At 42.8% G+C, this 20,464-nt stretch carries 16 protein-coding genes; 9 read left to right on the top strand and 7 right to left on the bottom strand.

The genetic code is table 11. The annotated features are described in order from the left end of the window. Positions 1-235: 235 nt before the first annotated feature. Both M595_RS22520 and M595_RS22515 read right to left on the bottom strand, forming a co-directional pair. The gene (locus M595_RS22520; RefSeq protein ID WP_023068798.1) at positions 236-826 is read right to left on the bottom strand and encodes a hypothetical protein; all 591 of its coding nucleotides are present in this window, start codon (positions 824-826) and stop codon (positions 236-238) included. Positions 827-942: 116 nt separating this feature from the next. Next, positions 943-1,422: a CYTH domain-containing protein gene (locus M595_RS22515; protein WP_023068797.1), complete on the bottom strand. Its 480-nt coding sequence runs from the start codon at positions 1,420-1,422 to the stop codon at positions 943-945. A gap of 124 nt (positions 1,423-1,546) precedes the next feature. Between M595_RS22515 and M595_RS22510 the strand changes: the two genes are divergently transcribed. Then, the gene (locus M595_RS22510) at positions 1,547-2,368 is read left to right on the top strand and encodes an exonuclease/endonuclease/phosphatase family protein (protein WP_023068792.1); all 822 of its coding nucleotides are present in this window, start codon (positions 1,547-1,549) and stop codon (positions 2,366-2,368) included. Between the two features lie 37 nt (positions 2,369-2,405). Further along, the gene (locus M595_RS22505) at positions 2,406-2,891 is read left to right on the top strand and encodes a gluconokinase (RefSeq protein WP_023068790.1); all 486 of its coding nucleotides are present in this window, start codon (positions 2,406-2,408) and stop codon (positions 2,889-2,891) included. 11 nt (positions 2,892-2,902) lie between these two features. Here the strand turns inward: M595_RS22505 and M595_RS22500 are convergent, their stop codons facing one another. Continuing rightward, positions 2,903-3,880 (bottom strand): carbohydrate kinase family protein, encoded by a 978-nt coding sequence (locus M595_RS22500; protein ID WP_023068786.1) that lies wholly within the window; start codon positions 3,878-3,880, stop codon positions 2,903-2,905. A 150-nt stretch (positions 3,881-4,030) separates the two neighbouring features. Here M595_RS22500 and pedR point away from each other — a divergent pair, with 150 nt between their 5' ends. The 3 genes from pedR (at position 4,031) to hisS (ending at position 6,215) form a co-directional block, all read left to right on the top strand. Next, the gene (gene pedR, locus M595_RS22495) at positions 4,031-4,324 is read left to right on the top strand and encodes a photosynthetic electron transport-dependent transcriptional regulator PedR (RefSeq protein ID WP_023068783.1); all 294 of its coding nucleotides are present in this window, start codon (positions 4,031-4,033) and stop codon (positions 4,322-4,324) included. A 25-nt stretch (positions 4,325-4,349) separates the two neighbouring features. Then, the gene (locus tag M595_RS22490; protein WP_040484524.1) at positions 4,350-4,679 is read left to right on the top strand and encodes a hypothetical protein; all 330 of its coding nucleotides are present in this window, start codon (positions 4,350-4,352) and stop codon (positions 4,677-4,679) included. 237 nt (positions 4,680-4,916) lie between these two features. Continuing rightward, on the top strand, positions 4,917-6,215 hold the full coding sequence (hisS, locus tag M595_RS22485; RefSeq protein WP_023068788.1) for a histidine--tRNA ligase: 1,299 nt from the start codon (positions 4,917-4,919) through the stop codon (positions 6,213-6,215). A gap of 122 nt (positions 6,216-6,337) precedes the next feature. On the opposite strand, the gene M595_RS22480 is transcribed toward hisS, so the two are convergent. Further along, on the bottom strand, positions 6,338-6,871 hold the full coding sequence (locus M595_RS22480) for a hypothetical protein (RefSeq protein WP_023068787.1): 534 nt from the start codon (positions 6,869-6,871) through the stop codon (positions 6,338-6,340). Beyond that, entirely contained in the window at positions 6,868-8,226 is a 1,359-nt protein-coding gene (gene miaB / locus M595_RS22475) for a tRNA (N6-isopentenyl adenosine(37)-C2)-methylthiotransferase MiaB (protein ID WP_023068795.1), read from the bottom strand. Before miaB ends, M595_RS22480 begins: the two co-directional genes overlap by 4 nt. Positions 8,227-8,438: 212 nt before the next feature. Between miaB and M595_RS30765 the strand changes: the two genes are divergently transcribed. Then, positions 8,439-8,579, top strand: a complete 141-nt coding sequence (locus tag M595_RS30765) for a hypothetical protein (protein ID WP_023068793.1) — start codon at positions 8,439-8,441, stop codon at positions 8,577-8,579. Between the two features lie 60 nt (positions 8,580-8,639). Beyond that, on the top strand, positions 8,640-11,900 hold the full coding sequence (locus M595_RS22470; RefSeq protein ID WP_052001864.1) for a CHAT domain-containing protein: 3,261 nt from the start codon (positions 8,640-8,642) through the stop codon (positions 11,898-11,900). A gap of 99 nt (positions 11,901-11,999) precedes the next feature. On the opposite strand, the gene M595_RS22465 is transcribed toward M595_RS22470, so the two are convergent. Continuing rightward, the gene (locus M595_RS22465; protein WP_023068782.1) at positions 12,000-13,172 is read right to left on the bottom strand and encodes an LL-diaminopimelate aminotransferase; all 1,173 of its coding nucleotides are present in this window, start codon (positions 13,170-13,172) and stop codon (positions 12,000-12,002) included. Positions 13,173-13,476: 304 nt separating this feature from the next. Beyond that, a complete protein-coding gene (locus M595_RS22460; RefSeq protein WP_009783229.1) occupies positions 13,477-13,671 on the bottom strand; it encodes a hypothetical protein in 195 nt (64 codons plus the stop codon). A gap of 432 nt (positions 13,672-14,103) precedes the next feature. Between M595_RS22460 and M595_RS22455 the strand changes: the two genes are divergently transcribed. Both M595_RS22455 and rne read left to right on the top strand, forming a co-directional pair. Beyond that, complete coding sequence (locus tag M595_RS22455; RefSeq protein WP_023068799.1) at positions 14,104-16,755, top strand: TIGR03960 family B12-binding radical SAM protein; 2,652 nt, start codon at positions 14,104-14,106, stop codon at positions 16,753-16,755. Positions 16,756-18,388: 1,633 nt separating this feature from the next. Continuing rightward, positions 18,389-20,464, top strand: a 2,076-nt coding sequence (gene rne, locus M595_RS22450) for a ribonuclease E (protein ID WP_023068791.1), incomplete at its 3' end; no start/stop codon positions are given.

Below are 20,464 nucleotides of genomic sequence, written 5' to 3'. Positions count from 1 at the left end.
TAAGTCCTGTGAATAGGAAAATTCATCCTCTACACCCGAGATTAAAATCTCCGTCTAATATGTGAAGTCCTCTTAAGAGGACTTAGGTTTTTAGACAGGGAATTTATTCCCTGACTTGAGGTTTTCCGACCGAAAATTTACTCCCTGACTTGAGGTTTTCCGACCGAAAATTTACTCCCTGACTTGAGGTTTTGAGATGAGACATTTATTCCCTGACTAGGGATTTGAAGAATCATCAAAATAACTCCCACTCCGACACAGCAATTGAAAAATTTTCAGAAATATGGGGTTTTGGTTGCTGCGGTAAATTTTGTTGTAAATTTTGTTGAGTTGGTTCTAATTTATCCTGTTTTTGTGGTGACTCCACTTTAATATTATCATACTCTTGTTTAATTTTATCTAATTCTGATTGAGTTTTTTCTAACTCCTGAGAAACCTGTTTAAACTCTGACTGAGACTGTTCAAACTGTTCTTGTTTTTCGACTAACGCCTGACGAGTTTCTTGTAACTCCGCGTGACATTTTTCTAAAACTTCCATCGTCTCTTTGAGTTGAGTATGAGACTGTTCTAAGACTTCCTCAGTTTGCTGTAACTGTGTTTGTTTTTGTTCTAACTCCTGTTTAGTTTTTTGTAACTCCTGTTGAACCGACTCCGAAGAAGACTGTTCTTGTTGTTTTATTTGGTGTAGCTGAAAATGGGTTTGTTCCAACTCTCCCAATACCTCATCAAACTGCGCCTGAATGCGTTCAAGTTCCTCGCGGGTGTCGTGGAGTTCCGACTTCAGTTGTTCAAACTCTTGCTGACTGATTTGTTGTTCAGTTGTCACCGTTGTTGTTCTCCTGACTAACGTTTAAACCTAGCTTATTTATAATGATACATCGATTATTTTCTTTGTAACAGCCAGAATATTTAATAATATAAATAGCCATTTTTTACTGCAATTTAAGTTTTATTTTCCTCCCATTGACTATAAGGATTTTTGGCTAAATTTGAGTTAAAATAACGAGCATCATGGGAAACTTCTTCGGCGATCCAGTCGGGAATTTCAATCATTTGATTGGGGTCTTTTAATTCAACTTCGGCTAAAATCAAGCCTTGATTGTCTCCAAAAAACTCATCAACTTCCCAAATCAAATCCCCCAAGGAAATTTTATGTCGTTTCTTTTCAATAAACGGGCGATCGCATAATGTCTCTAACATTTCTTTTGCATCTTCAACCGGAATCACATATTCAAACTCAGATCGAACTCGACTCGAAACAGGCCCTTTTATGGTTAAATACCCTTGATTTCCAATGATTCTAACGCGCACAGTTCGTCCTTTTTCGCTAGAGATGTAGCCCTGACAATACAGTATCCCGACTCCTAGCGATCGCCAACGATCATCTTTGACCAAAAATTTGCGTTCAATTTCAATTCCCATTTTTCTGAATTTAGAACTACAATAAACTCAACTCGATTTCTCCGACAATGATACCGAATCTCCCAGACTGCGGTTAATCCTACTCCATTACAGTATCATATTTTTCACTCTTTTAAACTCTATTATGAAATCTCGATCTATTCCTCTGTTTGCTGTTCTTTTGACTCTATTGGGTGGCTGTCAGTCCGTGACCCAACTCTCGGTGATTGGCTTTAATGTTGAATCTGGAGATGCTGACCCCAATTATATTGCAGATCAATATATTCAACCGATTCAAGGCGTTGATTTTTGGGGATTTTCTGAAGTCCAGAATCAAGGATGGGTGGATCGTTTTGAAACGGCGATTGAAGTCAATAATAAAGCTGATTTTAAATCGGTGTTAGGAAGCACCGGAAAAGCAGATAGACTCGCAATTGTTTATAATAGTAATGATTTTAATCTAATTAAATTTGAAGAACTTAATCAAATTAATATTGGCGGTTCAGTGCGGGCGGCTTTAGTCGGACATTTTCAAGTCAAATCAACTCAACAAGAATTTTTATTTATCGTCAATCACTTGTATCGAACCAATGATCAAGGTCGCCATGAACAAGCCCGTTTACTGAACCGATGGGCGCAAAAACAGACAATTCCAATTATTGCGGTGGGAGATTATAACTTTGATTGGGATGTCAAAAATGGCGATTATAAACGCGATCCTGGCTATGATTTATTAACCGAAAATGATGTTTTTACTTGGGTTCGTCCTCAAGAAATCATTGCGACTCATTGCAGTAGCCGTTATAATACGGTATTAGATTTTGTGTTTATTTCTCGTCAAATCAAACCCAGATCCGCTTCTTCTAAAATCCTCTATCCTGAAGCCGATTATTGTCCGGATACCTCTCAAAAAAGCGATCATCGACCCGTACAAGCCACCTTTATTTTACCGAAAGTTCAACCTTGATTTATAATAAGAATCAGAGGTTATTTTGTTGGTAAGCATGATTATTTTAGTGATGGGCGTTTCGGGTTCAGGAAAAACAACCATCGGTGAGAAATTGGCTGAGAGTCTCAATTTTCAGTTTAGAGATGCGGATGAATTTCATCCCGATGAAAACATTAAGAAAATGGCTAATAATATTCCATTAACCGATGAAGATCGTCAGCCTTGGCTAGAGAGAATGCAAACTACTATTGATCAATGGTTACAAGACAATCAAAATGTCGTTTTAACCTGTTCAGCATTAAAAGAAAAATATCGTCAAATCTTGTGGCGAGATACCGAAAAAATGGAATTAGTTTATTTAAAAGGATCATTTGAACTGATTAAAGATCGGATGATCAAACGCCACGATCATTTTATGAAAGCAGACTTACTCAGAAGTCAATTTGAAGACTTAGAAGAACCCACTGGGGGAATTTGGGTAGATATTTCCCAGACTCCCTCAGAGATTGTACAAGAAATTAAACAGAAGTTAATGTTGTAGAGATATTCAGACTAGACCGATTTCAAGAAAGCCTCAACTTCATCTGCTGTGGGTTGTGCGGAAATTGCCCCCGGTTTAGTCACCGTTAAAGCCCCAACAGCACTGGCATAGGTGATCATTTTTTTAATCGTTTCTGGATCATTTAAACCTCGAATTCCATACTGATAGAGTTGATGAATAAACCCCGCCACAAACGCATCACCAGCCCCCGTTGTATCCTCAACCTTGACGTCAAAAGCTGGAATTTTTCCCTGAAATTCTCCCAGAGAATAAGCACAGCCCTGTTGACCATCTGTAATCATCACCCCTTCAATCGAATCGAATTGAGAGTGAATAGAAATCGGATCAGTCGTATTAAAAAAGAGTTTCGCTTCTTCGGTTGAAACTTTCACAAAATCAACTTGTTTCAACAAATCAGGAATTAACCGCTGTGCATCGAGAGGATTTGACCAAAAAACCGGACGCCAATTAATATCAACCAAGATTTTCAGATTATAGCGATCAGCCATTTTGAGAGCATGAATACAGGCTTGGCGAGATTCAGGATAAGCTAGAGCGATCGTCCCTAAAACCAGAAAATCAGCATCAACAAACAAGCTTTCAGGGATTTGACTCGCTTGTAGATGGGTATCAGCAAACTCGTTAGTCGGAGGCTTTCCGAACCCTGCAAACTCCCGTTCACCGTCGTCTGAACGCAAGACAAACACCTTTCGAGTGGGGGCGAGGTATTGCTGAATTCCAGTGGTTTGTACCCCAACCTGTCGCAACAGTTGGACAAGCCGCATCCCCGCTTCATCCATTCCCACTACACCAATTAAACCCGTCGGAATTCCGAGCTTAACAAGGCCACAGGCAACATTCGCCGGAGCGCCCCCCGGATAAGCAGTCCAAGATGCAACCTGTTCAAGCGATCGCCCGGTTTGATCCGCTAAACAATCAAATAAAATTTCACCTATACAAAGAACACGAGCAGGGTTGATCATAATCATAGAGAATTGTACTTACAGACAAAGATCGGAGAGGGAAATCCGGGACGTTAGAAATAACAAAAATTAATTCTTACTTAACGGTTCGTTCTTAATTTATAGTTCACCTCTTAGAATTATAAATAGGTAATTATGCAGAGATAGAAAATTATTATGACGCAGAGTAAGTCTCATACCCCAGTTTCCCTTTCAGAGCGGGAATTACAGGTCGTTGATCTGATAGCCACCGGGTTGACAAATCAGGAAATTGCAGAGCAGCTCGAAATCAGTAAGCGGACTGTAGACAACCACATCAGCAATATTCTCACCAAGACAGAAACAGAGAACCGAGTTGCCCTCGTGAGTTGGGCGTTGAAATCGGGTAAAGTATGTCTGGATAATTTCAACTGCTGTATTTTGCCTAAACCATCCCAACAGGCCCAAGAACAGCAGGTGTCTGTTGAGTAAAGCAAGTCAACTCACAAAAGCATTGATGCAAACAGCCAATTCCAAACAACTGCGCTATCAAATCCAATGCCCCCGATTACCGCTGGCCGTCTACCGAGAAGTGGCGGCTCATTTGCGCCAGGTTGAGGGGGTTAAAACCGGTTTAAACCCGATTCAGGGTGTTTCTGAACCCTCACAGCCTCCCCCGTTTGACTACGGACGCAGCCAAGTCGGCAGTCTTTGGATAGAATATCAAGACGATATCACTTCCGCGAGTCGTCAACAGGTCGATCAGATTTTGGCTTATTATGGCGATCGCTATGGGACATGGGAGGTTTTACAGGCGATAGGGAACAGGGAACAGCGGTGCGACTAGGCGCGATTCTCAATCCGCTCTGCGTAACGCGCACCAAGAGAGGGAACAGCGCTTGCCTTGCGGCCCGGCGGTTTCCGGCGAGACTTAGTTTGCAATCTTAGGGAACAGATAGAAGTCAGAAGTCAAAAGAAACAATTGGTCACTAATTACTGATAACTGACAAAACTGGTAACTGTAAACTGTAAACTGCCTTTTGCCTGTTGCATGGTTGCCTACTGATCACTGATAACGGTAAAGATGGAACTAATTCAAGCGATACGGGGAACGCGAGATATTCTCCCAGATGAGGTGGGATATTGGCAATGGGTAGAATCTATTGCCAGAACAATTCTTTGCAAAGCTAACTATCTCGAAATTCGCACACCGATCTTTGAACAAACCAGTTTATTTGAACGGGGGATCGGGGAAGCGACTGATGTGGTCGGGAAGGAAATGTACACCTTTAGCGATCGCGGCGATCGTTCGATTACTTTGCGTCCAGAAGGAACCGCAGGGGTGGTTCGTAGTTATATTGAAAATAAACTCCATGTCGGTGGTGTTCAACGACTTTGGTATACCGGGCCGATGTTTCGCTATGAACGCCCCCAGGCTGGACGACAACGCCAATTTCATCAGTTGGGTGTGGAGGTTCTTGGAAGTAACAATCCCCGTGCTGATGTGGAAGTGATTGCGATCGCTACTGATATTTTACAAGCGTTGGGTCTAAAAAATCTCCGCCTAGACTTAAATTCTGTCGGAGATTTAGAGGATCGGGGGCGTTATCGTCAAGCGTTAATTGATTATCTGACGCCTTACAAAGATGAACTCGATGCTGATTCTCAAGATCGTCTTTCTCGTAATCCTCTCAGGATTCTTGACAGCAAAGACAGACGTACTCAAGAAATTACTCAAAATGCACCCAGTATTATTGATTATTTGGGTGAAAAATCTCGCACTCATTTTGACAAGGTACAGCAATTATTAGCGGGGTTAGGGATTAGTTATTCACTTAATCCTCGTTTGGTTCGGGGGCTGGATTATTACACTCATACCGCTTTTGAAATTATCTCTGATGATCTCGGCGCCCAAGCAACGGTTTGTGGAGGTGGGCGGTATGATGGTTTAGTTCAAGAACTCGGTGGCCCAGATACGCCTGCTATCGGTTGGGCGATGGGTTTAGAACGGTTGATTTTGCTTTTGCAGCAACTCCAGAATTTACCGCAGTCTGAACTTGATTTTTATATCGTTTCTCGCGGGGAATTAGCCGAAAGTCAAGCGACAATATTAGCCCAAAAGTTACGCAATGCTGAATTTAGCGTTGAAGTTGATTTGAGTGGGAGCGCTTTTGGTAAACAGTTTAAACGGGCTGACCGCAGTGGGGCGGTGGCTTGTTTAGTGTTGGGAGATGCAGAAGCTGAAAATCAAACCGTGAATTTAAAATGGTTGAAAACCGGAGAACAAAATCAATTTTCTCAATCAGATTTGTTGACCCAAACTGAGGAAATCCGCTCAAAAATTCAGGCTTCAAGATCTTCAGGAACGACGATGAGTCAATAAGATGAGGGGCTTAAGCCCCTTGTTTATTGGAGTGGTAATCGGTTAAAATTTTTATCAAGACTTTACGGTTTGCGATATAAGAATTGATCAAGAACAATGGATGAATTCCCCAGCGTTGACTTTTAACCTTGATTAAACGCTTTTACGGAAATGGGCTTGACAAAACGACGATTAGCCCGGACAAAACAATTACTTGGGCCGTTTTCTCCCCGAGTATTTTCTACATACATCCAGGGATTTTGTTGGGCATCATAAACCATCCCTAATCCGGCGGGTCCGAGGTTAATTTCAAAGTCTTGTCCTTGTTTGAGTTGACCGACAACCGGCCAGTTTTCAATGTCAAGTTTCACCGAATTTCGCGGATCGATCAGTTCTTCATAACTGAGATTAAGACCGTGACAATTTAACCCATTTGAGTTCGCATTAACTGCTTCCCAAGTTTTTTGAGATGAACGGATAAAATCCCCATTTTCCCGGGTTGTCGGTAAATTTGGTTCCGAATTTTGATCGAAAATAGCCGTTTTTGTTGGGTTTTGTTTGAACACCAAAGATGAACTTTCACAAGCCATCGTTCCCATCCCAATTACACCCAAGATTAACAACGCACTGAACTTGCGAACGCTGCTAGAATTTGCTTTACTAATTTTAGTAATCATCGGCTTACACATAACTCAATTGCTTCAGCAGTGAGGCTAAATGGCCGCACTTCTGTTACTTTCACTTTCAAGACTTTACCCTTCAATTCCGCAAGATTTCCCGCAAAAAAGGTTAAACGGTTTCCGCGTGTCCGTCCCATCACCTGAGAAGGATCTCTGGGGTTTTCCCCTTCTACTAACACTTCTTCAATGCGTCCGAAGTACCGCCCAGATCGTTCGGCGGCTTTCACCCCAACTAAATGATTTAATCGTTGTAAACGATCTGCTTTTACGTCATCTGGAACTTGATTTTCCCACAACGCCGCCGGAGTTCCTGGACGGGGCGAATAAGCCGCAGTATTCAACAAATCAAATCCGATCTCATCAACCAACTTTAAAGTATTTTCAAACTGTTCTTCGGTTTCACCCGGAAACCCCACAATGGCATCGGCACTAATAGACGCATCCGGCATATATTCACGAACAGTATTAATAATGCGACGATATTTTTCGTGAGTATATCCTCGTGACATCGCCTTCAAAATTTGGTTATCACCCGACTGAAACGGAATGTGAAAATGTTCGCAAACTTTAGGAAGTTCTGCACAAGCTTTAATCAAACGTTCAGTAAAATAACGGGGATGACTGGTGGCAAACCGCAGACGTTCAATTCCCGGTACATCGTGAACAAAAGACAACAAATCAGTTAAAGTATGTTTGTGGCGTCCTTCCGGCGTAGAACCCGGTAAATCTCGGCCATAAGCATCAATATTTTGACCTAATAAAGTCACTTCTTTATAACCCAAACGTCCTAATTCTTCCATTTCGCTACGAATAGCTTCGGGAGTTCTTGACTGTTCAATTCCGCGTACATTTGGAACCACACAATAGGTACAACGTTCATTACAGCCATAAATCACATTTACCCAAGCCGTAACATTGCTATCTCGACGAGGTTTTGTGATATCTTCAACAATATGAATCGGTTCTGTAGCAACAACTTGATTCCCTTCATCAACCTGTTCTAATAATTCTTGTAGACGGTTGGCGTGTTGTGGCCCCATGACTAAATCCAGTTCAGGAACCCGTCTCAGTAGCGTTTGACCTTCTTGTTGGGCGACACATCCGGCGATAATTAGGGTTAAATTGGGTTGAGTGTGTTTGCGTTTGGCTTGTCTTCCCAAATAGGAATAGACTTTGTGTTCGGCGTTGTCGCGAATGGTGCAAGTATTGTAGAGAACGACATCGGCTTCGTTGGGGTCTGCGGTGAAAAGTAACCCCATTTCTTCTAAAATTCCAGCCATGCGTTCTGAGTCGGCTTTGTTCATTTGACAGCCGAAGGTTGTGATGTGATAGCGACGGGGAGTTGTAGTCATTAGATGTTGAATTTTAGATTCGCCTCGCAAACAATTGGATGAATGCCACCCATTGATGAGTTTAGTCTTTTATTATAGTTCAAAGCCGTCTAATTGGGATTAAAAGGATTCAAATTTTTACAAACAAGGGCAGGAATCGGTCTAAAATAAAATGGATTTGATATAAATTTTCGGGAATTAAATATTAATATTGAGGTTTTTTATCCCCGAAGGTGAAAGAATCCGCTCAAACTGAACAACTCCAACGGGAAGCTACACAACCGCAACTAGAAGTTGAACGCCAACAAAGAGAAAAATTAGCCGCTAAACTGCGAGAACTGAATCTTGATCCAGAGATACTCTCAATTGCATAACCAACTCCACCTCTAATATATGTTTAAGCGGAAAGAACATCTACCCCTAAATCAACTCTTATGATAAGTCTAAAAGCCTTAACCGTTGCGGTGGTAATTAGCATATGGGCGAATATTGTACCGATGAACGTTCTGGCTGAGTCTCCGGTTCTCGCGCAAAGTCAAGATCAACGAAAAGCCCAAGCCGATCAATTATTAGAACAAGGGATTCAACAATATAAAACCAGCCAGTTTCAAGAAGCATTACAATCTTTTCAACAAGCATTAGAAATTTATCGGGAAATAGGCGATCGCAATGGGGAAGGAAGATCTTTGGGCAGTTTGGGCAATGCTTACCGTCGTTTGGGGCAATACCAAGAGGCGATAGAATTCTATCAGCAGTGGTTAACTATTGCACGAGAAATCGGTGATCGCAATGGGGAAGCGGGTTCTCTGGGCGGTTTGGGTAATGTTTACAATAATTTGGGGCAGTATCAAAAAGCCATAGAATTCCATCAGCAGTGGTTAGCTATTGCACGAGAAATCGGCGATCGCGATGGGGAAGCTAGTTCTCTGGGCAATTTGGGCAATGTTTACTATAGTTTGGGGCAGTATCAAAAAGCCATAGAATTCTATCAGCAGTGGTTAACCATTGCACGAGAAATCGGAGATCGCCAAGGGGAAGGGACTTCTCTGGGCAATTTGGGCAGTGCTTACGGTAGTTTGGGGCAGTATCAAAAAGCCATAGAATTCTATCAGCAGTGGTTAACCATTGCACGAGAAATCGGAGATCGCCAAGGGGAAGGGACTTCTCTAGGCGGTTTGGGCATTGCTTACAGTAGTTTGGGGCAATATCAAAAAGCCATAGAATTCCATCAGCAGTGGTTAACCATTGCACGAGAAATCGGCGATCGCAATGGGGAAGCGGGTTCTCTGGGCGGTTTGGGCAATGCTTACCGTAGTTTAGGGCAGTATCAAAAAGCCATAGAATTCCATCAGCAGTGGTTAACCATTGCACGAGAAATTGGCGATCGCAATGGGGAAGCGGGTTCTCTGGGCGGTTTGGGCAACGCTTACGATAGTTTGGGGCAGTATCAAAAAGCCATAGAATTCCATCAGCAGTCTTTAGCCATCAGACGAGAAATCGGCGATCGCTCAGGGGAGGCTTTTTCTCTCAACAATTTGGGCTGGGCTTACAATAATTTGGGGCAGTATCAAAAAGCCATAGAATTCTATCAGCAGTCTTTAGCCATTTTTCAAAAAATCGGCACTCGCAATGGGGAAGCCCTTTCTCTCAGTAATATGGGCTGGGCTTACCATCGTTTGGGGCAGTCTCAAAAAGCCATTGAATTCCATCAGCAGTCTTTAGCCATATACCAAGAAATCGGCACTCGCAATGGGGAAGCGAGATCTTTCAACAATTTGGGTGCTGCTTACGATAGTTTGGGGCAGTATCAAAAAGCCATAGAATTCTATCAGCAGTCTTTAGCCATCAAACGAGAAATCGGCGATCGCAATGGGGAGGCTTTTTCTCTCAACAATTTGGGCTGGGCTTACCATCGTTTGGGGCAGTCTCAAAAAGCGATAGAATTCTATCAGCAGTCTTTAGCCATTTTTCAAGAAATCAGCGATCGCTCAGGGGAGGCTCTTTCTCTCAGTAATATTGGTAGTTTACTAGAACAACAAAACCAACCTGAACTCGCAATTACATTTCTAAAGCAATCTGTCAACGTCACAGAATTGATTCGCAAGGATATTCAAGGTTTATCGAGTGATTTACAACTCTCGTACATCGAAACCATTGAGGGTCGATATCGTCGTCTGGCTGACTTATTATTGAAAGAAAACCGAGTCTTAGAAGCGCAACGAGTTTTGGACTTACTCAAAGTTCAGGAATTAGAAGATTACCTCAAAAATGTTCGCGGAAATACTAATACTGCGAGTGGGATCGAATTTTATCAACCCGAACAGGAAATCCTCTCTCGTTACAACGAACTTCAACAGAACGTCATAGAAATTGGATCAGAATTAAAAGAGTTACAACAAAAAGAAAACTTAACCCCAGAAGAAGAACAAAAACGCAATCGCTTAGATCAACTCTTAACCGAAGTTAAACAACAATTTAATCAATTTTCTCGTAGTCCTGAAATTAGATCTTTAATTGAAAAACTCAGTTTTGAAGCACGAGAACAAACATTATCTCTGGGAGAATTAGACCGTTTGCGAGATAAGTTAGGTGAATTGAATGCAGTCTTATTTTATCCTTTAATTTTAGAAGATCGGCTAGAATTAGTCATTACTACACCCAATTCTCCACCGCTACGCCGCACTGTTAATGTAACTAAAGAAGAACTCTATCGAACAATTGTTCGGTTTCGGTTAGCCTTACAAGACCCAAATCAAGATGCGGTTGCACCCGCCCAAAAACTCTATAAGTGGCTGTTTGAACCGCTTGAAAATGACCTCAAAGCTGCCAATACTGAAGTGATTATTTACGCACCAGATGGAGTTTTACGCTATATTCCATTAGTTGCGTTACATGATGGTAAACAGTGGCTAGCCCAACGTTTTCGAGTAAATAATATTACCGCCGCATCATTAGAAGAAATTGACACTCAACCCCAACCCGAACCGAAAGTATTAGCCGGGGCGTTTGCAGATCAGTCGTTAGTACGTTCGGCAAAAATAGGTGAACGGGATGTACAATTTGCGGGTTTACCCTTTGCAGGAATTGAAGTGGAAGAATTAAAAAATACCCTTCCTAATACAACGGCTTATGTGGATGAAGCTTTCAGTTTAGAAGCGATTAAACCTCAAATGAATGGTTATAATGTGCTGCATTTTGCCACTCATGCGGCGTTTGTTCCGGGTGATCCTTCAGAATCATTTATTGTATTTGGAGAAGGGGAAAATCCAACATTGAGAGATGTGGAAAATTGGTCACTTTCAAATGTAGATTTAGTCGTATTAAGTGCTTGTGAAACGGGGTTAGGTGGGTTTGATAATAATGGTGAACAAATTCTCGGACTCGGTTATCAATTTCAAAATCAAGGGGCGAGGGCGGTGATGGCTTCGTTGTGGAAAGTTAGTGATGGTGGTACACAAGTATTAATGAATAGCTTTTATGCCGCTTTACAACAAGGATACACGAAAACAGAAGCCTTACAAATTGCTCAAAATACGTTAATTACTGGAGAGGTTTCAATCGTTGGAAGTCAGCGCCAAGCTGATGGTAGGATTGTTGTTGTAAGTTCTGAAACTGAACTTCCTGTTAGTATTAGTGAGAATCTCGATCATCCTTATTATTGGGCATCGTTTATTTTAATTGGGAATGGTTTGTAGGGATGATCATTTGTTTAACTTAGCGTCCTCCAATTTTTAAAGTTCCCTAGAAGTAGAAGATTTAGAAGCAACTTTATAAACACAAGTTATAAGAGGTTTTTAAGTATAAAGAATTCCTGCATCTTTCATCCTTTCAATTGCTTGTTGAATTCGTGCTTCACTAATTGTAATTGCCATGCGAATAAATCCTTCTCCAGCCCCACCATAACCACTCCCCGGCGCAACAACAATCCCACATTTTTCTAACAGTAAAGTGACAAATTCTGTAGAACTATAACCCGAAGGCACCGGAACCCAGACATAAAGCGTTGCTTTCGGAGGTTCAATTAACCATCCCATTGATTTTAAACCCTCAACCAAAATATCTCGTCGTTTTTGATAGATAGAAAGTATCGGTTGACGATCTGATTCTAACGTTGAATAAGCAGTAATAGCCGCTTGTTGAATCGCTTTAAAAACCCCCGAATCCACATTACTTTTAACTTGAGTTAATCCTTGAATTCCAATTGCATTACCCACAACAAACCCAATTCGCCAACCCGTCATATTGTAGGTTTTCGACAAGCTATGAAACTCAATGGCTGTTTCTTTCGCCCCAGTCACTTGCAAAACACTGGGCGGTTGATAACCCTCAAAAGCAATTTCTGAATAGGCGTGATCGTGACACAGTAAAATATCATACTCTCGACAAAACGCCACCATTTCTGCTAAATCTTCTAAAGAAGCCACCGCACCTGTGGGGTTATTAGGATAATTGATCCAAAGTAATTTAGCTTTACGAGCAACCGCTTCAGGAACTAAACTTAAATCGGGGAGAAATCGATTTTCAGGTTTCAACGGTAACGGGTAAGGTTCACCTCCTGCAAATAATGTTGAAGTACGATAGACTGGATAACCCGGATCGGGAACTAACGTCAAGTCTCCCGGTTCGACAAAGGCTAAAGCGGTGTTGTGAATGGCTTCTTTTGAGCCTATCGAAGAAATCACTTCCGTTTGTGGATCAAGTCCAACCACCCCAAACCGACGTTCCATCCACCTGACTGTAGCGTGGCGGTATTCTTTTAGACCTTGATAGGGGGGATAGTTGTGAGTTTGAGGATCGTCTAAAGCGGCGTGCATCGCTTGTAACACAGGAGTTAGTGTCGGTAAGTCCGGATCGCCCACTCCCAAATTAATCAGATCAATTCCTTGGGCGAGTAATTCTTCTCGCTTACGACTGATTGCAGCGAACAGGTAGGGGGGAATCTTCTCTAGACGTTTAGCAAATTGCATGAGCGCAAAAAACAGTCGGTGGGCATAGCCTAGAGATCATACCAAAAAAGTTGAGTTTTAGAGGTTCAGATCAAATGTTAAAAAAAATTAGGAACTTTTGGGTTTCAAGCGGATTAAGTTTATTGTTGTTTGATCAAAATCAGAATGTAAAAATTTACGGTAAATTTTTACTCAAAGAGTCACTTCAATTCAATAAAATTTGTTTGTCCGAATTTAACCTAAAATCTTAGTCAAAACCCTTCGAGTCGGGATTCCATATCTGATCATATAGATGCACCGATTCATCTGGGCTTGGGTTTTTTCTTCAAGGACTGGGAACGAGTTGGACGCGACCTGCATCCATTTCTTCCATTAACAGTTCAAGAGCTTCGTAGTCCGTATCCGAAATATAACCGAGACGACTGAGTTCGGTGTTGATCTCATTTTCGATCTCCGGTGTCAGGCGTTTGAAATAAAGTGCCTTGGAAACAAGTTGGCGAATTACGTTGGTAGCTGCCATAATTGCTATTTGGAGTAACTCTGCTTATATTAATTCTCTAATGAATACTGTTTGATGCTTGTGATCGTAAAGGAAACTTTAAAGTGATCTGTATCACTCAACCCAGTTTCTCGATCAACTACCCTTTCAGATCTGAAACTCCACTCCCCCACAGAATCAAACTCTCGTCTCTTTCATCAACTTAGATTGTTGGATAGAGCAAATTGTTCCAGCCTGATTAGAGTCTCAACTCCCTGACTCTAAATTACCACTTTTACCGAGATCCGCTCCAACCCTACCGTTCAAATATTCGATAAGATAATAATGAAGAATCGTTAATCAATCAATAAAAGTCAACAAAGAGTTATACCCAAAAGATTGCTCCGCTAAAGTTGACTCAGGAATTGAAAATTCCTCAATCCCGAAAGAAAGTGATGTAAAGCGAGGTTTACAGTGCCAGTAGCAGTCGAAAAGCTCATTACCCCCGAAATTAATCAACCTGCTCGCTATTTAGGAAACGAGCTAGGCGCGAAACACAAGCCCTGGGACTCAGCCCAAGTCCATTGGGCATTAACCTATCCCGAAATCTACGAAGTGGGCGCCTCCAACTTAGGACATATCATTCTCTACAATATCCTTAACACTCAACCGAGGCAACTTTGCGATCGCGCCTATCTCCCGGCCCCTGATCTGGCCGACAAACTCCGCCAAACCCAAACTCCCTTATTTGCAGTAGAGTCCCGTCGGGAACTCCAAGAATTTGACATTCTCGGCTTCAGTCTCAGCTATGAACTCGGGGCGACAAATATCCTGGAAATGCTGGACTTAGCGAAAATTCCCCTAACTTGGAAAGAACGCCAAAACGCTGACGGCAAAACTCCCCTCGGAGAATATCCCTTAATTTTTGCCGGGGGACAAACAGCAACCTCCAACCCCGAACCCTACGCCGACTTTTTTGATTTCATCGCTTTGGGGGATGGTGAAGAATTATTACCCGAAATTGGCCTAATTATCGAAGAAGGCAAGGTCAACGGTTTAACCCGAGAAGACTTACTCCTCGACTTGGCACAAGTTCCTGGGGTCTATGTGCCGCAATTTTATGAGATGGCAGCCGATGGTTCTGTACATCCCAACCGTTCCGATGTCCCCAAGCGCATTCTCCGACGGGTAGCGACTCCTATGCCTGCCTACTCGATTACGATGGTGCCCTACGTGCAGACTGTCCATGATCGCCTGACAATGGAAATTAGACGGGGCTGCACGAGAGGCTGTCGCTTCTGTCAACCGGGAATGTTAACCCGTCCAGCGCGAGATGTGGAACCGGAACAAATTGTCGATGCCATTGAAAAAGGCATGAAAGCAACCGGATATAATGAGTTTTCCTTACTGTCGCTGAGTTGTTCTGATTATTTAGCCTTACCCGCTTTAGGCTTGGAGGTGAAAAACCGCCTCAAAAATAAAAGTGTTTCCCTGTCTTTACCCAGTCAACGGGTTGATCGCTTTGATGAAAATATTGCCAATATTATTGGTGGGATGCGGCACAGTAGTCTAACTTTTGCCCCAGAAGCCGGTACTCAACGAATGCGCGATATTGTCAACAAAGGGTTAACCAATGAAGAACTGTTACGAGGGGTAAAAACCGCTTACGAACAAGGTTGGGATAAGCTGAAACTGTACTTTATGATTGGTTTACCGGGTGAGACGGATGCCGATGTGTTGGGAATAGCCGAAACCGTGCGATGGTTGCAACGTCAATGTACTGCACCGAAGCGACGACGGCTAAATATTAACCTGACAATTTCTAACTTTACCCCGAAACCTCACACGCCGTTTCAGTGGCATTCGGTTTCTACGGCTGAGTTTGAACGCAAACAAGAATTACTCAAAGCCGAATTTCGCCGCATGAAAGGTGTTAAAGCCAATTTTACCGATATCCGCATTTCGGCAATGGAAGATTTTGTCGGACGCAGCGATCGCCGTTTGGCCCCGGTGGTGCGTCGGGCTTGGGAACTCGGCGCCGGAATGGATGCTTGGTGGGAAAGCCAAGATCGGGCGTTTGCCGCTTGGACAGAGGCGATCGCAGAAGCGGGTATGAGTTGGAAATATCGACAGATAGAGAATGGAGAGTGGAATGTGATGGAGTTGGCTGAGTCTGAAACAACAGACTCTCAACAGTCACTCGATCAACCTCTGCCCTGGGATCATATTGATACCGGAATTGACAAAAATTGGTTAAAAACTGATTTACAACGGGCTTTAGAAGCAGCAATTGTCCCGGATTGTTCTTTTGAAGGGTGTTCTCACTGTGGGGTTTGTGGGGTCGATTTTGGACACAATATTGTGATTGAAGCTCCACCCATTCCGCAGTTTTCCGGTCATTTTGTCCCCGACTCTCAACGAGTTGAACGAATACGGGTGATTATGGGGAAACAGGGGGATATGGCTTTAGTGGGTCATCTCGATTTGATGAAATTGTTAGATCGGATGACACGTCGGGCAACGCTTCCGATTTCGTTTACTGGGGGATATCATCCTAGTCCTCGCATCATTTGCGCCAATGCTTTACCTTTGGGGGCAACCAGTAGTGGAGAAATTATCGAATTTGATCTGACGGAATCGATGGAAAAGTCAGTGTTTATAGAGATCTTAAAGGCTCATTTACCTGCTGATTTGCCGATCTATCACGCGGAATATCAATCGGTCAAGTCGCAAACTGCGTCTCAGTCCTTAGAAAAGGCGGAGTATTTGTTAACACTCAGTTCGAGTGGTTTGGGCTTAGATCAACAGCAATGGCGGGGATGGATCGCCGAAATTGTTAACCGTCAGGAGATGATTTACGAGAAAATAACCAAATCTGGTAAAACTCGATACATTAATTTACGCGAACAATTGTTTGAGTTAGAGTTAGTTGATTCATCTACCCGTTGTCAGCCGGGAATATCAGATCCCAAGGATGCGGAAACGGTAACTTTACGGTATGTCGGCGGTTGTCGTAATGATGGCACTCAACTCCGTCCAGAACAGATTCTCTATATGTTAGAACAGGTTAGCCAGGAGGAATTTCAACTGCTGCACATTCACCGTCAGCGCTTGATCCTTCAGTAATAATAGCGTAGAGCAACACTCCGAGAGTGCCTTGGGCGTTAATTTCGGAGGGCTGTTAACTAGATTTTATTCCCTTTGGGAAATAGCTTCTCTTTTGTTGAATCAAAATAGATGTTATTATAGAATTTAGGGCTAAGGCTACAAGCGGTGACAATCTTTAGCTAGAGTCGCTTGTTTAGATCGGTGAGACAACCGAGACTCAGAAGAACTCAACTGGGAAGGTTCCGGAAAAAAGCTGCCCTCCTACTTAGAGTGGGTCAGTGTAATCGGTATATCACCTGGGAAAAATTTTACACCGTTTTATCCAAACAACCTCTAATGGGAGAACTTCATAGGGGTTGAGGTCAGAACCCAACAGAACGATTTTGTTCGGAGAGATTCGTCAAAACTTTGAGAATTGAACCAACAGATCGGTCTAAAATTCTAGTTAAAGGGTTCAGTTGATCGTTGTAGAATTCTCCGTGCTGGTTAGGTTTTTCCGGTGTATAGACACGCTATAGCACGTCTCTACTGAAACTGGGGTTCATCAGCCAACCTTGAAATTTGCCTAAATTACTGCGCCCGTAGAGTCGGTAATCCGATTATTTATGAGGGCAAGAGGTCGCTCAGGGAATCGATGATCAATCTTAGAGTCAGCGGCAAAAAAAGTAGTCTTGAGCCTAAAATAGGGAATGTTTGAGTTTGCTAGACTAACCTCTTGAGAAACTTAGTTTCTTGAGCGCCAAGCCCTTCTTGTCAGAGTACCGCAGAGTCTTGAGATTTTCTCGAGTGGAGCAACTCCGTCAGAATAGAATATCAAACTTTCAAACCTTTAACCCTATTGAGAAACCGGGTTGGTATTGCTGAAACTCTAGTTAAATTTGCTTAATAACGATGGGGCAAAATTTTTTCGTAGGGTAAGCAGTATATTGAGTGAGTGACCTGTTAAGCGTCCTTGAAGCCAAACGAACCCACCTCACTCAGTGAAGAAGGAATGAGCAACAGATAGTTAAGGGATCAGTTAAGCCAACTCAGGAATGATTTTAATGTTAATTAATGTTAATCATTCTTTTTCCCAAAAACCACTGCAAAGTAGTATTCTTCTCTGATGGCAGCAGAGTTAAACAGATGTTCAGAACCGTGAATTGTCAACCGGATCTCAATTAACAAAAAATGATTACCGTTTATCTCATGTCAACAGGCTAGTTTAGATCACAAGGAAAGACCTCAGTTGCACCATTTTGCTTGTCAAGGGACAACGATGAATCGTTAGCAGAAAAAGCGAAAATCGGAGATCAGGAAACAGTGTGGTCTTGGGATCTGCCTAAGAGAAGCGACTGTCGTGGTGAGATCTCAGTTGAACGATTTTTCAGTTTTAACGGATTCGCTTTGTACACTTGTTTGTCAAAATCTATGCTGCTTGAACTGGGCTTAATCCGTTTTTCATGATCAATATCTGTTTCAGTTTATTATTGTGGAAATGATCTGTGAGCCGATTCAAATGGGTTATTCTCCCGTTCCGACTCAATCCATTAGAAGAAACATCATTTATCAACCCTTCTCCTGCGGAGACGCTCCGAGAACAACTCAAGTCAACATCCGAGGTACACGCAGCGTAGCTGCCTCTTGTGTTGCAAAGTTTTGAGGAAATTAGATGTCAAAACAAATTATCATTGCCGAACAGCATCGAATTGCGGCTGTTTTTTCCGAAGATCAAATTCAAGAACTCGTTGTTGCGACAGGAAGTCACCAAGTCAGTGATATTTATCTGGGAGTTGTTGAAAATGTCTTGCCTGGAATTGATGCCGCTTTTGTCAATATAGGGGATGCAGAACGAAATGGATTTATCCATGTTTCTGATCTCGGACCCCTACGACTGAAAAAATCTTCGGGTTCAATCACCGAGTTATTAGCACCTCAACAGAAAGTATTGGTGCAGGTGATGAAAGAACCCACAGGTACAAAAGGCCCACGATTGACGGGAAATATCACCTTACCGGGCCGTTATTTAGTTCTGATGCCCTATGGACGGGGCGTCAATTTATCCCGTCGGATTCGCTCTGAAACTGAACGGAATCGCCTGAAAGCGCTGGCAATCTTAATTAAACCATCGGGAATGGGTTTGCTCGTGCGAACAGAAGCCGAAGGTATGGCAGAAGATGCCATTTTAGAAGACCTAGAAAGCTTGCAAAAACAGTGGGAAAATGTTCAGCAAGAAGCCAGTTCCACTCGACCTCCGGCTTTACTCAATCGCGATGATGACTTTATTCAACGGGTATTGCGCGATATGTACAGCGGCGATGTCAATCGCATTGTCGTTGATGTTCATACGGGGATTAAGCGCGTCAAGCAACACCTGATGAATTGGAGTGTCGGTAAAGCACCCCAGGGCGTTTTGATTGATCACCACCGAGAACGCATTCCGATTCTAGAATATTTTCGGGTGAATGCGGCAATTCGCGAAGCTTTGCGACCTCGGGTTGATCTGCCTTCCGGGGGTTATATTGTGATTGAGCCAACCGAAGCCTTAACGGTGATTGATGTTAACTCCGGTTCGTTTACTCGTTCGGCGACTTCGCGAGAAACGGTGCTATGGACTAATTGTGAATCAGCGACCGAAATTGCCCGTCAGTTACGTTTACGCAATATTGCTGGGGTAATTATTGTCGATTTTATCGATATGGATTCACGCCGCGATCAATTGCAAGTGCTAGAACATTTTAATAAAGTTCTCAAAGCCGACAAAGCTAGACCTCAAATTGCTCAATTGTCAGAGTTAGGATTAGTCGAGTTAACCCGCAAACGTCAAGGACAAAATATTTACGAGTTATTTGGTCGTCCTTGTCCGACTTGTAGCGGTTTAGGGCATTTAGTTCATCTTCCGGGTGAGTTGGCAGAAGTTGAACTTCCAGAAAGCAGTATTAGTAGTAGCAGTAGCAACAGTAGCAGTAGTGCAGAACGAATTGTCCTAACGCCTCGTAATAGCTCGTCTGTCGGTTTACCAGAAACAACAGAACAGCAACTTGCAAAAACCGTGATCTTGGATGCACCCCAAACTCGCTCAGAACCGGAAACAGTCGAACTAGATGCAGTCAGCAATTTACAAGAATTAGAGTTAATTAACCATCCGAGTTATCAAGATCATACCGGAAGTAATGCTCGGCGGCGGCGGCGGCGGCGAATTGGAGATTTGGATTCTTTGGTTCGCGAAGATGAACCCAGTCGTAATAATTTGCGCTTAACCCCAACCAGTGGATACACCGAAAATCGCTCTGAAATTCAATTATCAGAGGGATTATCTTCTAGAAGTGGATTAGCCGAACGCAGTCGCACAGCTAAATCAGATACTCTCAAACCCACAACCGAACCGCCAGAAGTGGTTTCTGTTGAAATGACTACCGATGAACAGCAAATGTACGCGATGATGGGTATTTCCCCGCTGATGCTTTCGAGTAAAACTCCAAAAAATTCTAGAAATGTGATCGTGACGGTCTGTTTACCCGGAGAAGACCCCCCCTCACCCAAAGATCTGTTAGAGGAAAATGAAGAAGAATTAATTGAGGTCAGTCCACCGAGTCCACCTATACCTGCACCTGCCCCAGTGGAGTTAACCCTGAAGTTAGATTCTCCGACAGAGGTAAGCCAAGAGTCTATCGAGGAGTCTATCGAAGAGTCTCCTGTTGAAGAAGAATTTTCCCCTACTCCCTCTTTAGCGATTTCAGAGGATGCA

The organism is Lyngbya aestuarii BL J (assembly GCF_000478195.2).
Taxonomy (GTDB): Bacteria; Cyanobacteriota; Cyanobacteriia; order Cyanobacteriales; family Microcoleaceae; genus Capilliphycus; species Capilliphycus aestuarii.
The sequence above is the reverse complement of the archived record's forward strand: the minus strand, read 5'-3'. Positions and strand labels throughout refer to the sequence as shown.